Source organism: Blastococcus sp. HT6-30 (assembly GCF_039729015.1).
Taxonomy (GTDB): Bacteria; Actinomycetota; Actinomycetes; order Mycobacteriales; family Geodermatophilaceae; genus Blastococcus.
On sequence record NZ_CP155792.1, the window covers coordinates 3346686 to 3360588 of the forward strand.

General features: G+C 72.8%; 11 protein-coding genes, 4 tRNA genes, 1 pseudogene and 1 other annotated feature. Of the genes and pseudogenes, 9 read left to right on the forward strand and 7 right to left on the reverse strand.

Features of this window, described 5'->3' with window-relative positions:
- Nucleotides 1–509: 509 nt before the first annotated feature.
- Nucleotides 510–1401: pseudogene (locus ABC795_RS16180) on the forward strand (IS3 family transposase); the annotation flags it as partial.
- Nucleotides 790–921 (forward strand) — a sequence feature (AL1L pseudoknot). Its footprint overlaps the pseudogene before it by 132 nt.
- Nucleotides 1402–1488: 87 nt before the next feature.
- Here ABC795_RS16180 and ABC795_RS16185 read toward each other — a convergent pair.
- Nucleotides 1489–1561 (reverse strand) — tRNA-Lys (locus tag ABC795_RS16185).
- A gap of 420 nt (nt 1562–1981) precedes the next feature.
- Here ABC795_RS16185 and mqo point away from each other — a divergent pair.
- Complete coding sequence (gene mqo, locus ABC795_RS16190) at nt 1982–3481, forward strand: malate dehydrogenase (quinone) (protein ID WP_347058197.1); 1500 nt, start codon at nt 1982–1984, stop codon at nt 3479–3481.
- An 835-nt stretch (nt 3482–4316) separates the two neighbouring features.
- On the opposite strand, the gene ABC795_RS16195 is transcribed toward mqo, so the two are convergent.
- Nucleotides 4317–5192, reverse strand: a complete 876-nt coding sequence (locus ABC795_RS16195) for a Rieske (2Fe-2S) protein (protein ID WP_347058198.1) — start codon at nt 5190–5192, stop codon at nt 4317–4319.
- A gap of 202 nt (nt 5193–5394) precedes the next feature.
- Between ABC795_RS16195 and ABC795_RS16200 the strand changes: the two genes are divergently transcribed.
- The 3 genes from ABC795_RS16200 to ABC795_RS16210 are packed head-to-tail and all read left to right on the forward strand — an operon-like array spanning nt 5395 to nt 7863.
- A complete protein-coding gene (locus tag ABC795_RS16200; RefSeq protein WP_347058199.1) occupies nt 5395–5913 on the forward strand; it encodes a GtrA family protein in 519 nt (172 codons plus the stop codon).
- Between the two features lie 54 nt (nt 5914–5967).
- Nucleotides 5968–7506 (forward strand): metallophosphoesterase, encoded by a 1539-nt coding sequence (locus ABC795_RS16205; protein ID WP_347058200.1) that lies wholly within the window; start codon nt 5968–5970, stop codon nt 7504–7506.
- Nucleotides 7507–7530: 24 nt separating this feature from the next.
- The gene (locus tag ABC795_RS16210) at nt 7531–7863 is read left to right on the forward strand and encodes a hypothetical protein (RefSeq protein ID WP_347058201.1); all 333 of its coding nucleotides are present in this window, start codon (nt 7531–7533) and stop codon (nt 7861–7863) included.
- Nucleotides 7864–7887: 24 nt separating this feature from the next.
- Here ABC795_RS16210 and ABC795_RS16215 read toward each other — a convergent pair whose 3' ends face one another.
- On the reverse strand, nt 7888–8025 hold the full coding sequence (locus ABC795_RS16215; RefSeq protein ID WP_347058202.1) for a hypothetical protein: 138 nt from the start codon (nt 8023–8025) through the stop codon (nt 7888–7890).
- Nucleotides 8026–8605: 580 nt separating this feature from the next.
- On the opposite strand from ABC795_RS16215, the gene ABC795_RS16220 reads away from it, so the two are divergent.
- The 3 genes from ABC795_RS16220 to ABC795_RS16230 all read left to right on the forward strand — a co-directional run bounded on the left by ABC795_RS16220 (nt 8606) and on the right by ABC795_RS16230 (nt 8863).
- Nucleotides 8606–8678, forward strand: a tRNA-Glu gene (locus ABC795_RS16220).
- Between the two features lie 14 nt (nt 8679–8692).
- Nucleotides 8693–8766: transfer RNA gene (locus ABC795_RS16225), tRNA-Asp, on the forward strand.
- Nucleotides 8767–8789: 23 nt separating this feature from the next.
- Nucleotides 8790–8863: transfer RNA gene (locus ABC795_RS16230), tRNA-Phe, on the forward strand.
- A 47-nt stretch (nt 8864–8910) separates the two neighbouring features.
- Here the strand turns inward: ABC795_RS16230 and ABC795_RS16235 are convergent.
- Nucleotides 8911–9939 carry a hypothetical protein gene (locus tag ABC795_RS16235; protein WP_347058203.1) on the reverse strand — a complete coding sequence of 343 codons (1029 nt, stop codon included), beginning with the start codon at nt 9937–9939 and terminating at the stop codon, nt 8911–8913.
- Between the two features lie 163 nt (nt 9940–10102).
- Nucleotides 10103–10795 (reverse strand): phosphodiesterase, encoded by a 693-nt coding sequence (locus tag ABC795_RS16240; protein ID WP_347058205.1) that lies wholly within the window; start codon nt 10793–10795, stop codon nt 10103–10105.
- 226 nt (nt 10796–11021) lie between these two features.
- On the opposite strand from ABC795_RS16240, the gene ABC795_RS16245 reads away from it, so the two are divergent.
- The gene (locus ABC795_RS16245) at nt 11022–11240 is read left to right on the forward strand and encodes a hypothetical protein (protein ID WP_347058206.1); all 219 of its coding nucleotides are present in this window, start codon (nt 11022–11024) and stop codon (nt 11238–11240) included.
- Nucleotides 11241–11338: 98 nt separating this feature from the next.
- Here the strand turns inward: ABC795_RS16245 and ABC795_RS16250 are convergent, their stop codons facing one another.
- Both ABC795_RS16250 and ABC795_RS16255 read right to left on the reverse strand, forming a co-directional pair.
- The gene (locus tag ABC795_RS16250; protein WP_347058207.1) at nt 11339–12847 is read right to left on the reverse strand and encodes an AMP-binding protein; all 1509 of its coding nucleotides are present in this window, start codon (nt 12845–12847) and stop codon (nt 11339–11341) included.
- The gene (locus tag ABC795_RS16255; protein ID WP_347058208.1) at nt 12847–13833 is read right to left on the reverse strand and encodes a phosphotriesterase-related protein; all 987 of its coding nucleotides are present in this window, start codon (nt 13831–13833) and stop codon (nt 12847–12849) included. Before ABC795_RS16255 ends, ABC795_RS16250 begins: the two co-directional genes overlap by 1 nt.
- Nucleotides 13834–13903: the final 70 nt, after the last annotated feature.

Genomic DNA, 13903 nt, shown 5'->3' on the forward strand with positions numbered 1-13903 from the left:
TGGGGTCGTCACCGGAGGACTCGCGTGCACCCGGAGGAAGGCGCCGTTCTGTGCGAACCGCCGCGGATTCGAGGCCCCCCATGGCGCTGGACGAATCCAACAGTCGAGTGGTCCTATTCACGGCCAGCAGGTGGGGCTCGGGCTGAGCCGTCCGGCAGCCAGCACGACATCGGCCGGTCACCAGCACTGTCCCGGCCTAGAAGCCGAACCACTCGAGCTCGCCCGTCTCCCGGCAGAGGTCACACCGGCCCGCGTCCGGCGACCGCCGCAACTTCCGCCCCGTCTCCCGGGTGCGCGCCCGGCACTTCATCCGCCCCAGACTTGCCGGCACGGACACCAACCTCCGTGCCCTCACGCGGCCAGTGCGAACACCGGCTCCGACGGGCACGACGCAGCAGCTGCAGCAGCCACCGCGACGGGACCCCGGAGTAGTCCGCGCCACGAGCACCAGCCCAGCTGAACCGTCCTGGATCTGGCAGAGGCTCTGATCTCGCAAGGAAACTGAGACCGTGCCAGCACCCCGCAAGTACGACGAAGAGACCCGCGCCCGCGCCGTGCGGATGTACACCGAGCGCATCCGTGATCTGGGCGAGTCGAAGCTGACCGCCCGCAAGGCGGTGGCGCGCTGCTGGACATCAACCCCGCGACCTTGCGCAACTGGGTGGAGCGCGAGGAGATCGACACAGGCGTCCGTCCCGGGGTGACCACCGAGGCGTCCGACGAGCTCAAGGCGTTGCGCCGGGAGATTGCCGAGCTGCGCCGGGCGAACGAGATCCTCAAGACCGCCTCGGCGTTTTTCGCGTCGGCGGAGCTCGATCGCCGACTCAGGTAGTCGTCGACTACATCGACGCGCAAAAGGAGCGCTTCGGGGTCGAGCCGATCTGTCGGGTGCTCACCGAGCACGGCGTCAAGATCGCCCCGAGCGCCTATTACAAGCGCGCCGCCTGCCCGGTCTCGGCCGCAGAGCTGGCTGACGCCTACGCCGCGAACACGCTGGTCAACCTGCACCGCAAGAACCGTCGGGTCTACGGAGTGCGGAAGTTGTGGCACACCGCCCGCCGTGCCGGGCATCCGTGGGGCCGCGACCAGGTCGGCCGCCTGATGGCCCTCGCCGGCATCGACGGCGTCCGCCGCGGCCGTCATCAGACAGTGACCACCCAGCGAGACCAGACCGCGCCGCGGCACCCGGACCTCTGCGATCGGGCATGGACGTCGCCGACCCGACCGGACCAGTGGTGGGTGGCGGACTTCACCTACGTGTGGACGCTGGCCGGGTTCATCTACGTCTCCTTCGTCACCGACGTCTACTCCCGCCGCATCCTGGGCTGGCGGGTGTCCGCGTCGAAGACGACGCCGCTGGTCAGCAGTGCGTTGGAGCAGGCATTGTTCACCCGCCGCCGCGGCGTCCGGCGACCACACTGCGACCACATCTGCACCAGTAGGCGATCCCGCGGGCCACCCCGCGCAGGAACGCGCTGGTCAGCACGGTGGGCCCCGTGGGGATCGAACCCACAACCCGCGGATTAAAAGTCCGCTGCTCTGCCAATTGAGCTAGAGGCCCCGGCCGGGCGTGGAACCGCGACACGCCTGAGACGTCTCCCGTTCCTGCACCCGCGGGAAGGCTACCGCCGGCGTCTCGCCCAGCCACTACGCTCGCAGGACGGCATCGCCGGTGCCAGGGCCAAGTGGAGCAGCGGGCCGCTCAACTGGACGACTGGGTGCGCGGCGTCGGGTAGCCGGCCGTCGACGACGGAGGGACTTCCGCGCCGCGACTCCGCGAGGGCCGCGGAGCGCCGGGTGAACGCGGACACACCGGCCCGCGCATGGGACCCGTCGGTGCCGGTCATAACCTTGAGGGGCCGCACCGCCCGATCGCGGTGACAGACCTCATACGCCGGCGGTCGCATGTACCGGCCGATTCCCGCCGACGATCGATGGGGGGCGCTGCAGCGCCTCGCCGAGCACAGCCAGAGAGGCAGACGTGACTTCCGAGCGCAGCGTTCCCGACAGCGCGAACCCCGACGTCGTACTCGTCGGGGGCGGCATCATGAGCGCCACCCTGGCCCAGCTGCTCGGAGTCGTCGCCCCCGAGTGGAGCGTCGCGGTCTTCGAGTCCGGCAAGGTCGTCGCCGGCGAGAGCTCGGGCCCCTGGAACAACGCGGGCACCGGGCACGCCGCCCTCTGCGAGCTGAACTACACCCCCGCGGGCCCCGACGGCCGGGTCGACCCGACCAAGGCCATCACGATCAACGAGCAGTTCCAGATCTCCCGGCAGTTCTGGTCGCACCTCGTGCGCGGCGGGATGACCGGCTCGCCCAAGGACTTCATCTCCCCGGTTCCGCACATCAGCTTCGTCACCGGTGAAGAGGGCCGCAGCTACATGCGCGCCCGCCACGCCGCCCTCGCCGCCCAGCCGCTCTTCGAGGGCATGGAGTACAGCGAGTCGCAGGCCGAGATGGCCGACTGGCTCCCGCTGATGATGAAGGGCCGCGACCCCGAGCAGATCGTCGCCGCCACCCGCTCGGCCGCAGGCACCGACGTCAACTTCGGGGCCCTCACCCGCCTGATGCTCGACGACGTCGCCACCCGCGGGGTGGACGTGCACGTCAACCAGCGGGTGGACGCGCTGGAGAAGGAGAGCGACGGCCGGTGGAAGGTCACCGTGCGCGACACCGTCTCCGGTGAGCGTGTGACGGTGCGCGCCCGCTTCGTCTTCGTCGGCGCCGGCGGTGGCGCTCTGCCGTTGCTGCAGAAGGCAGGCATCCCCGAGATCCGCGGCTTCGGCGGCTTCCCGGTGAGCGGCATGTTCCTGCGCACCCGCTCGCCGGAGCTGGTGGGCACCCACCAGGCCAAGGTGTACGGGCAGGCGGCCGTGGGTGCGCCTCCGATGTCCGTGCCGCACCTGGATCTCCGCCTGATCGACGGCGAGTACTCGCTCCTCTTCGGCCCCTACGCCGGATTCTCGCCCAAGTTCCTCAAGGCCGGCTCGATGTTCGACCTGCCCAAGAGCGTCAAGCCGAACAACCTGGGATCGATGCTGGGTGTGGCGCGCACCGAGTTGGCGCTGACCAAGTACCTCATCGGTGAGCTGGTGCAGTCGCGCTCCGCCCGGCACCGCACCCTCCAGGGGTTCGTGCCCACCGCCGAGCAGGCCGACTGGGACATGGTCACCGCCGGTCAGCGGGTGCAGGTCATCAAGCAGGACCCCGAGAGCGGCAAGGGCGTCCTGCAGTTCGGCACCGAGCTGATCGTCGGTGGCGACGGCAGCATCGCCGGCCTGCTCGGCGCCTCCCCGGGCGCCTCGACCGCCGTCTCGGCGATGCTCACTCTGCTGGAGCGCTGCTTCCCGCAGCGCATCGACGCCTGGCGCCCCCTGCTGCAGACGGCCATCCCTTCCTACGGCCATGCGCTGAACGACGAGCCGGCGCTGCTCGAGCAGGTCCGCTCCGAGACCATGAAGACGCTGGAGCTCAACGGCTGATCCGCGGGAGGCCTCCAGCGATCCGACACCACCTGGCATCCGCGCCCGGGCGGCAGGTGCGCACGCAGACCTGCCGCCCGGGCGTCGTCACAGCACGCCCAGCACCAGCAGCAGGATCAGGGTCAGCAGCGCCGACAGGAGCAGCGATCCGAGGCAGCCGAGGCGGCTGGAGAACAGGAAGAACATCCCGGGTGAGTGCCCCTGACGTGGTGCCCGCCACACCTCGTGTGCGCCGTGTCACCTACCCTGGCACCAGATCACCCGTTCAGGGGATCGCGGGCGCCCCCGGCCGTTACGTACCGTCATCATCGTTCCGGTCGGGGACGCGGTACCGCGCTCCTGTCCGCCGCATCGTCCGCCCAGCGCTCCGGCGTCCGGCGGGAACGACCCCGGCCCGGCTGACCCGTTCCCCCCGGGGCAGCCGGGCCGGCCTCTTGTCCGGCCCCGCTCAGCCCGCGCGCCGGCGCACCCGGCCGACCCGGTCGGTGAGCGCCGCGCGCAGGCCGTCGTCCACGGGGAGGTCCACCACCGCCGTCGGACCGTCGCCAACCCGCATCCCCAGCGGGACGACGTAGAACTTAGAACTGCTTGGCCTCCGGGACCACGTGCCGATCGCGGGTGGCCACCGGGAGCGCACCGCGCTGTCGGCCGTGCTCGCGCCGGGCCCGCAGCTCCAGGGCACTTGCGCCGCCGCGTCGAGCTGGACGCTGCCCGCCACGCGCTCCAGGACCGCCTCGTCCCGCCCACCACGGCGATGAGCGTCCGCCGGGCCGTCACGTCATCGTCGGGACGGACGACCGTGAGCCGGGCGGCGGCGGGCCCGTTGCCGGCCGCGTCAGCGGTGGCGGCCCGGTATCCGCGCCATGACCCGGCCGGCCTCCATGCGCACCTCGAGCTTCTCCTGCGGGTTGGCCGCCGGGCCGCGCCGCGGTTCGCCGTTGTCCAGGTCGAACGCCGAGCCGTGCCACGGGCAGACCAGGCACTCGCTGCCCCGCACGGTCTCGACCGCCCCCTCGTCGAGCGGGCCGGACATGTGCGAACAGGCCGCGACGAAGACGTCGACCCGCGCCCCGCGGCGGACGACGGCCAGCGGCACCGCCATGCTGCTGCCCTTCCCGGTGCGCATCGCCGGCCGGCCCTCCGGCAGGTCGTCGAGCGGGCCGAGATCGATCCAGTCGGTGCTCAGCGCACGCACGGCGGTCGCCGCGTGCGAGGCGCCCGAGGACTGGGCGTAGGACATGTGGCCACCGATCGCGGCCGAGGCCCCGGCCAGGCCCAGGCCCGAGTAGGCGAGCACCCGGCCCAGCGTGCCCCGCCCCGTGCCCCGCGCCGCCAGGGAGCCGACGTACAGGCCGAGCGCGGCGGTGTTCATGACCGCGTGCACTGCGCCGAGCCGGCGGACCCCGCTGCCCTGCTCCGACCAGTCCGCGGCACCGGCCAGCGCCGCGGGGACGGCGGCGGCGACGCCGGTGCCGATCAGCATCGTGGCGGCCGGCCGCAGCGGCGGCACCGCGTCCAGCAGCCCCGCGGAGACCCAGCTGCCGACCGGGACCTGCACGAGGACCGGGTGCAGCGGGTGGCCCAGCCACGTGCCGTGCAAGATGTCCTTGACCACGCTCGGCATGCCCTGGACGGCGCGTCGCGCGGGCTCGATGGCCTTGTCGAACGCCGACACGTCCGCGATGCGGTCCAGGAACCCCATGAGACTCATGCGCGCCCCCTACCCGCCGGGCCCGTGCATGACGCACGGGCAAGGCCGACACCGCCAGCCGGTGATCCACAGGCAACCGTGAGCAAGGACACGGGTGAGCCACAGCCGCCACCGGCATGTTCAGTAGTGACAGGGGTTATCGCGAAGAGGAGCCTTGACCCCGCTCATCCCTGCCGCTCCTCATCTACCCGAAGGACACCCCGTGACCTCCCCGTCCCTGCTCCGCCGCAGCCAGGCTGCGGACGGCGTCGGCGAGCTGGTGCGGACCCCGGCGCAGGAGGCGCGGACGCCGACCCCGCGGCTGACCGCACGGCTGCACGAGAACGACACCACCGCACAGTTCCTGCGGTTCGTCCTCGTCGGCGCCGTCACCACAGGGGTCTACGCGGTGCTGTTCGTCGCACTGCACGGGCGGGGTTACCTGGCGGCGCACCTGGTGGCCACTGCCGTCTCCACGGTGCTGGCCAACGAGCTGCACCGGCGGCTGACCTTCCGGGCCGACGAGCGGGTGCACTGGTTCACCGCCCAGTGGGAGGCCGGTGGCGTCACCGTCATCGGCCTGCTGGCCACCAGCTCCGCCCTCGGCTGGCTGAACGCCGTCATCGACGGCGCCCACCCGTGGCTGCAGATCGCCACGGTCGTCGTCGTCACCGGCCTGGTCGGCCTCCTGCGCTTCCTCGCCCTGCGGTGGATCTTCCGGCCCGAACCGGCCAGGGACTGATCAGGGCGCCGCGCCGACCCGGGGCCGGCATGGGCGACCGCTAGCGTGGGCGCGGTGAGCGAGCCGACCACGACGACGTCCCCGTGGCCGGCCCGCGTCCGGACCGCCGGGCGCTGGGCCGCGCGCGTCGTCCTCGCCCTCGGCGGTGCGCTGATCGCCGTCCTGCTGTTCGCCCGGGTCTCCGCGCCGATCGGCCCCTTCGACGCCACGCTGGCCTTCCGGCCGGCCTCCGGCGGCGCGGAGGTCGCCGTCCCCCCGCTCGGCTCGCTGGCCGTGGACGCCTACGACGGGCCGCTGCGGCTGGACATCTCCCTGCAGAGCGTCGACCAGGCCCGCGCCCAGGCGCTGGCCAGCGACCCGGTCCGGCTGGCCGGCGTCGTCGACCGCGTCACCGAGAACCTGCAGTCGGCCGTCGTCCGGCTGGTGTGGGTCACCGTGCTCTGGGCGCTGGCCGGCGCCGCGCTGACCACGTGGGCGGTGCTGCGACGCCGCCGCGAGCCGCTGATCGCCCTCGGCGTCACCACGGCAGTGCTGACCGCCACCGGGGCCGTGGGCGCCGCCACGTGGCGACCCGAGGCGCTGTCCCAGCCCACGTACACGGGTCTGCTGGTCAACGCCAACAGCCTCATCGGGAACGCGCAGGACATCGTCACCCGGTTCGACGCCTACCGGGCGTCGCTGGAGGACCTGGTGGCCAACGTCGGGACGCTGTACGCGACGCTCGCGGCCCTCCCCAGCCCCACCGGGACCGACGACTCGGTGGCCCTCCTCCACATCTCCGACATCCACCTCAACCCCGCCGGCTTCGACCTGGTGCGGCAGGTCGTCGAGAAGTTCGACGTGGACGGCGTCCTCGACACCGGCGACCTCACCGACTGGGGCAGCGAGCCGGAGAACCGGCTGATCACCTCGGTGGGCGACCTCGACGTCCCCTACGTCTACATCCGCGGCAACCACGACTCGGCCACGACCGCGAGCATCCTGGCGGCGCAGCCGAACGTCACCGTCCTCGACGACTCGAACGTCAGCGTCGCGGGGATCCGCATCATCGGCGCCCCCGACCCCCGCTTCACCCCGGACAAGAGCACCGGCGACGACGAGTCGGGCGAGGACGTGCTGGTCGAGTCCGGAGAGGAACTGGCGGAGTACGCCGGCACACTCGCCGAGCAGCCGGCGATCGCGCTGGTGCACGACCCGAAGCAGGCACCCCCGCTGGACGGCGTCGCCCCCCTGGTGCTCGCCGGCCACACCCACGAGCGCACGGTCGAGAAGCTCTCCGAGGACACGCTGCTCATGGTGCAGGGCTCGACCGGCGGCGCCGGTCTGCGCGGCCTGCAGGGCGAGTACCCCGAGCCGCTCACGTGCACGGTGCTCTACCTCGATCCGGTCACCGGCACCCTGCTGGCCTACGACGAGATCACCCTGGGCGGGCTCGGCAGGACCGAGGTGACCGTGCAGCGCACGATCGTGACGGCCGAGGACCCGGCGGTCACCGACGGCGCTGCGGTGCCGCCGGCCGAGGACGGCGCGATGGTCGCCCCCAGCCCCGCTCCCGCCGGCGACCCGGTGGCACCAGCGTCCCCTGCGGGCTGACCGACGGACCCTAGGCTGAGACCCATGACGTCGACGACCCCTGCCACCCGGCTCGCCGGAGGGCTGCTCGCCGGAGGCCTCTCCCTGGCCGCGCTGACCGGCTGCTCCTTCACGTCCCAGAACGTCTCGTGCTCCGCCGGCAGCTGCACGGTGACGCTGACCGGCGACGGCGCGCAGGCCGAGATCCTCGGCACCACGCTCTCCTTCGACGGCGTGCAGGACGGGCGGGCCTCGCTCAGCGTCGGCGGGAACAGCGTGTCCTGCGGCGAGGGTGAGGGCGTGGCCGCCGGGCCGCTGCAGATCTCCTGCTCGAGCGTCACCGACGACTCGGTGAAGGTGACGGCCAGCCTCAGCTGACGACCGCTGCGCTCGGCCACCGGTTCAGTCCGGGTGCACCACCTCGACGACGATCCGCCCGGGGCCCTGCAGCGCGTACACCCTGAACGGTAGGCGGTCGCGCGTCCCGACGAACGCCGTCGTGACACCCTCGAAGGTGGCCGCGAACGCCACCTCGGTCACCGCTTCGGTGACCGGGGCGGCCAGGGGGCCGGAGGATGTGAACTCCTCGACGCCGGTCTCGTAGGGATACGGCGCCCGTGATCTGGACCTGCAGCACGGCCTCCCCGGGCAGCTCGATCGCCCGCCCGCGACCCGGTTCGGTGGCCTGGTCGACGTAGCGGACATCCCACCCGGGCGTGCCGGTGCCGCGGGCCTCGAACACCACCCGGTCGTGCCCGTCGTGCGCCGCCACTCGCACGTCACGGACGGGGACGCGCGCGTCGGCCGACGGGTCGGCGGTGTCCGGCTCGATGTCCGCGCCGGACGGGGCCGCCGCGGTCCCTGATGCGCCCAGCGTGCCGTGGGCCTCCGACGGCGGGACAGAGGCCGCCGAGCTGCTGGTCGCCGGCTCGGCGGGGGATGACGTCTCGCCGACGTCAGCGCCCCCGGCGCAGCCGGCGAGGACCATCAGCGAGGCCACGACGGCGGGGACGAGGACGTGGGGATCAGCGCGCACGGGACACAGACTCGCGTCTGGGGACCCCCGGTCAGAGGAGGCGCGAAGGGCATGTATTGTTCTCGCTGCCCCCGGCGAACACGAGCCCCCATCGTCTAGCGGTCCAGGACGCCGCCCTTTCAAGGCGGTAGCACGGGTTCGAACCCCGTTGGGGGCACGCACCACCAGTAAGGCCCTGTAGCGCAGTTGGTTAGCGCGCCGCCCTGTCACGGCGGAGGTCGCGGGTTCGAGTCCCGTCAGGGTCGCTCTCCGGCGGGAACGCCGGGAGGGGCAGGTAGCTCAGTCGGTACGAGCGCTCGCCTGAAAAGCGAGAGGTCGGCGGTTCGACCCCGCCCCTGCCCACACTCTTCTCCGCACGGGCCCGGCATCGCGCCGGGCCCGTCGTCGTCTCAGGCCCAGCTGCGGTCCGCCGCCACCCGCGCGTAGACCTCCGCGTGGACCTCCTGCACGGCCGCCCGCTGCTGCTCGCGCCACGTGCGGTCGGCCGGCCGCGGCATCGGCCGGGTGAGGGCTGCACCGATCGCGGCGGCCAGGGACACCGGGTCCGGACCACCCTGCTCGTCATGGGCGTAGGGCACGACCTCCGACCACTGGTCGATGAACCAGCCGCAGCTCGGTGCCACCACGCGGGTGCCGACGTCGCGGCAGATCTCGACGTCACGCGAGTGCGTTCCGCACCGCTCCGGCAGCACGGCCACGTGCAGCTGCTGCAGCACAGCCGCCCGCTCGTCCTCCCGGTAGGGGACCAGCTCCACCTGCCCGTCGGCGGCCAGCGCGACGATCGCCGGGTCCAGCGCCGGGACGCCCACCTCGTCGACCAGGACGCGCAGCCGCCCGCCGCCGGAGACAGCGCCCGAGAGCGCTGCCCGCACCAGCGCCACCGGGTCGGGGACGGCGCTCGACGCCGGCCCCATGCACACGCCGACGAGCCCCCGCTCCGCCCCGAGCTCGGGGTCGGCGGCGGCGATCGAGGGGTGCGCGACCACGATCGGAGTGCGTCCGTACCGGTCCAGGATCTCGTCGGCCGCGCCCGGCGTGAGCGTCAGGACGACCTCCGCCGTGGCGAGCACCGCGGCCAGATGGGCGTCGTGCCGGCCCGGGGAGACCTCGTCGGCGTCGCGCAACTGGTGGACGGTGACGACCAGCGGTACGCCCAGCCGCTGCAGCTCCTCGGTCCACCTCACGAGCTCCGCGGTGTCCACGTGCCCGTAGCCGGCGTGCAGGTGCACCACGTGGACCTCGTCGGCGTGGGCCGTCAGGTGGGCGAGGTCCAGCCACGGGCTGGGCTCGGTGGCGTCTCCGATGCGCGATGTCCCCGGGGGCACGACGGCGTCGACGTACGGGTTGCTGTGCGGGATCGTCGCCACCCGGATGCCCGTGGCGGGCAGCCCCGGGGTCGGGAGTTCGGCAGGGGTCACGCGCGGATGCGTCTCCTCGTACGGTCGAGCGGTCAGGATGCTGCCGCTCGACATCTCAGGGACCGGCCGCGGTGCTCGAGCCCGTCGCCTGAGCCTGCTACCCCGACGCGGTCGAGGCCAACCCGTGATCCACTCCATCGGGTGAGCCGGTGCGTCCGGTGCGTCACGTGGTCGAGGGGCGCCCCACGTCCCGGGCGGTGGCGTAGGCGGGCTCCCGGAAACGTGCCAGCGGCCCGTCGGCCGCCAGGCCCGGCGGCGGGTTGCGGACGGCGTCGAAGCGAAGCGCCGGCTCCGGCGGCCGGTGCGCGCCGGTGGCCCGCAGCGTGGCGAACGACCGCCACCCCCTGTGGCCGATGGCGGCCGCCAGCGTGAAGGCGACGGCGCCGCGGTCGGCCGCCCCGGCCACCGGCCCGGGGTCGGACGGGATGCCGGCGCGCTCCGGGAAGGCGGCCAGCCGCACCGGCCCGGCGGCGGACCGGTAGGCCATGATGGAGCCGTAGGTGGCCGCCGCATCCGACCGGAGCACCGGCAGGAACCGGGTCAGCCGCCCGCTCCCCGTGGTCGACAGCAGCAGGTCCACCGGGGCGCCGTCCCCGCCGGGCAACCGGATCGCCAGCCCGAGGACGTCGGGTAGCGGTGCCGGCAGGCCGGCACCGCGGGACAGCCGGACGACGACCCGGTCGCAGCGGACCGCGTCGAGCCAGGGGACGCCGAAGGGCGTCCGCCCGCCGTGCCGCTCCAGGACCGCGTCCAGCACGGCCCCCCGAGGGTGCAGCGGTCGGCCCCGGCGCCACCGCGCCACGGCGCCGAAGGGCACGGCCGCCAGGCGCCCGGCCGCCTCCGCCACATCCCGCACGACGCCCTCCGCTCCTCGCACCGGCCGCTGCCTACCCCCGCGGGACCGCGGAGTATGCAGCGACGGCCGGGGTCACTAGTGTGGATCTGCCGTCCCCCTGGAAAGCGCTGCCGGCGCCGGTGAGGTCGGTCCGGTGCTCGTGCAGCGAAACTCTGCGCATGTCGGCGCCGATCTTCGGATACTTATGCCCGGTGACACGGATCGGTCCGACGCTTACGCTGAGTGCATGCTCTCGACGCTTCTGGTCATCGGTGGTGTGCTCGTCGGCCTGCTCGTGCTCCTGACCGTGATCGTGAGCCTCAGCGCCCGCCCAGCCACCAAGAGCCCCGGCACGACCACCGCCCCGCGCTCGCCGGGCTGGGTCGCCGACGCCGGCCGCCCGCACCCCGACGCGTGGTCGCCCCTCACCTCCACCACGACCAGCGAGATCCCCGCCGTCCGCTGATCGTCTGAGCCCGGGGTCCCGGCGGCTGCCACAGCGCGCCGCCGGGACCCTCCGGTCACCCGGCGGCGAGCCGCTGGGTGACACGCCCGGCCGAGCGGTCACCGCAGCGGCGACCCCCACTCGGTCCCCTTGCGCAGCGCCGGCTTGAGCACCTTGCCGCCTGGGTTGCGCGGCAACGCGGCAGATCGCACGTCGACGTACTGGGGCACCTTGTAGTCGGCCAGCCGGGTCCGTGCGAAAGCCAGGAACTGCGCCACGTCGAAGTCGGCCCCGGGCTGGGGCACCACGACGGCGCCGACCTTCTCCCCCATCATCTCGTCGGGTACCCCGACGACCGCCACCTCGAAGACTCCTGGCGCCGCGGCGAGGGCGTTCTCCACCTCGACGCAGTACACGTTCTCGCCACCCCGGTTGATCATGTCCTTGGCCCGGTCGACGATGTAGGTGAACCCGTCGCCGTCGATCCGGGCCAGGTCGCCGCTGTGCAGCCAGCCGCCGGTGAAGGTCTGCGCCGCCGCCTCCGGCTTGTTCCAGTAGCCCTGCACCACCTGGGCGCCGCGGATCAGCAGCTCCCCGACCCCCGTCTCGGGGTCGACGTCGGCCAGGTCGAGGTCCACGACCGGAGCCGGGAACCCGACCGAGTCCGCGTGGGTGTCGGCGTACTCGTGCGGCAGGAACGTCGAGATCGACGACGTCTCGGACAGCCCGAAGCCGTTGCCCACCCGGGCTGCCGGGAAGCTGCGCTTGATCGCCTGGACCAGGTCCGGCGCGATGGGCGCACCGCCGTAGGTCGCGTACCGGACGCCGCTGACGTCGGTTCCGGCGAACTGCTCCTGGCTGATGGCCAGCCAGAAGATCGCGGGCACGGTCGTGACGATGGCGATCCGCTCCTCGGCGATGACCCGCAGGAACCGTCCCACCTCGAACGTCGGCATGATCACCGCCGCCGCACCGCACTGCAGGGTCGGCAGCAACTGGCTGTTGCAGCCGGTCACGTGGAACAACGGCACGGATATGAGGTTGCGCAGCGTGGGGTCCACGCGCGGCAGGCCCACCACCCGCCGGGCGTTCTCGACGTTGGTCAGGAAGTTCTCGTGGCTGGTCATCGCCCCCTTGGGAAATCCCGTCGTCCCGGACGTGTAGAAGATCGCCGCGAGATCCTCCCGCCGCAGCCCGTCCTCGACGAAGGGCTGCGCCTCGGGCAGCGGGTGCCCCGGTGCCAGCACGATCCGGGACCCGCTGTCCTCGATGACGTACCGGGCCTCGTCATCGGTGAACCGGGTGTTCACCGGCACGGCCACCCCGCCGGCCATCAGGGTGCCGAGGAAGCCGAGCACCCAGTCGACGCCGTTGCCCAGCCGGATGGCCACCCGGTCACCCCGGACGACGCCGGCCTCGCGCATCCCGCCGGCCACGCGGGTCGCCGCGTCCCACAGCTGCCGGTAGGTCAGCCGCGACCCGTCGACCTCGACGACGGCCTCGCCGTCGGGGTCCCGGTCCACCGACGCCCGGAGCATGGCCACCACGGAGTCCGGAAGGTCGACGTAGCGCTTGACCCCCTGCGTGTCGCGTTCGACGCCGGACTCATCGAAGGGCCGCAGCACCATCAGTAGGTCCCGACGTTCTCGAAGTACCGACGGGGGTTGCGCACGAGCATCGTCTCGATCTGGTCGTCGGTGACCCCGCGCTCGCGGACGTAGGGGAGCACCTCGTCGTGGATGTGGGTGTAGTGCCACTGGGGCAGCAGGTCCATCACCCCCGGCGCCAGCCAGTCGATGTAGCAGGAGGCGTCCTGCGAGAGCACCATCTGCTCGGCGTAGCCACGGCGGCACATCTCGACGAGGGTGTCGGCGCGGGCCTCGAACGTGGTCGCGAGGTTGATGCCGAACCGGTCCATCCCCAGGATGAACCCGGCGTCGGCGAGCTCGCTCAGGTGGTCGACGTCGGTGGTGTCCCCGCTGTGCCCGAGCACGACCCGCCGCGGGTCGACGCCCTCGTCGTCGAACACCTTCTTCACCGCCAGCCCCTGCTGGCTGGTCGGGTGCGTGTGCACGGTGATCGGGGCGCCGGTCGCGCGGTGGGCCTTGGCCACGGCGCGCATCACCCGCTCCACCCCGGCGGTCATGCCCTGGTGGTCGATGGCGCACTTCAGGAAGGCGGCCCTGACCCCGGTGCCGGCGATGCCGTTCTCGATGTCGCCCACGAACATGTCCACCATCGGGTCGGGGACCTCCGCCCCGACCGCCTCGTTGAGCGCCGGGCCGCGGTAGTGGAAGAAGAACGGGACGTCGTCGTAGGTGTAGCAGCCGGTCGCCACGACGATGTTCAGGTCGACCTGCTCGGCGATCCGCTGGATCCGCGGGATGTAGCGACCCAGCCCGATGACGGTGGGGTCGACGATCGTCCGGACGCCGGTGTCCGCCAGCCTCGTCAGCTTCTCGACGGCGTCGGCGACGCGCTGGTCCTCGCTCCCCCACTCCTCCGGGTAGTTCTGCTGCACGTCGGCGCTCAGCACGAAGACGTGCTCGTGCATGAGCGTCTGGCCGAGCTCGGCGGTGGCCACTGGGCCTCGGACGGTCTGGACCTGTGACATGGGGATCTCCTCGGGTCAGGTGCCGGCGCGTCGCCGGGCGATGGCGGTGGACAGCGCGACGGCGACGATC

Excerpts from the sequence above, each read along its gene's own strand:
- ABC795_RS16195 (WP_347058198.1), bottom strand. The coding sequence starts at position 5,192 with ATGAGTCTCATGGGGTTCCTGGACCGCATCGCGGACGTGTCGGCGTTC.
- ABC795_RS16210 (WP_347058201.1), top strand. The coding sequence starts at position 7,531 with ATGACGTCGACGACCCCTGCCACCCGGCTCGCCGGAGGGCTGCTCGCC.
- ABC795_RS16245 (WP_347058206.1), top strand. The coding sequence starts at position 11,022 with ATGCTCTCGACGCTTCTGGTCATCGGTGGTGTGCTCGTCGGCCTGCTC.
- ABC795_RS16250 (WP_347058207.1), bottom strand. The coding sequence starts at position 12,847 with ATGGTGCTGCGGCCCTTCGATGAGTCCGGCGTCGAACGCGACACGCAG.
- ABC795_RS16255 (WP_347058208.1), bottom strand. The coding sequence starts at position 13,833 with ATGTCACAGGTCCAGACCGTCCGAGGCCCAGTGGCCACCGCCGAGCTC.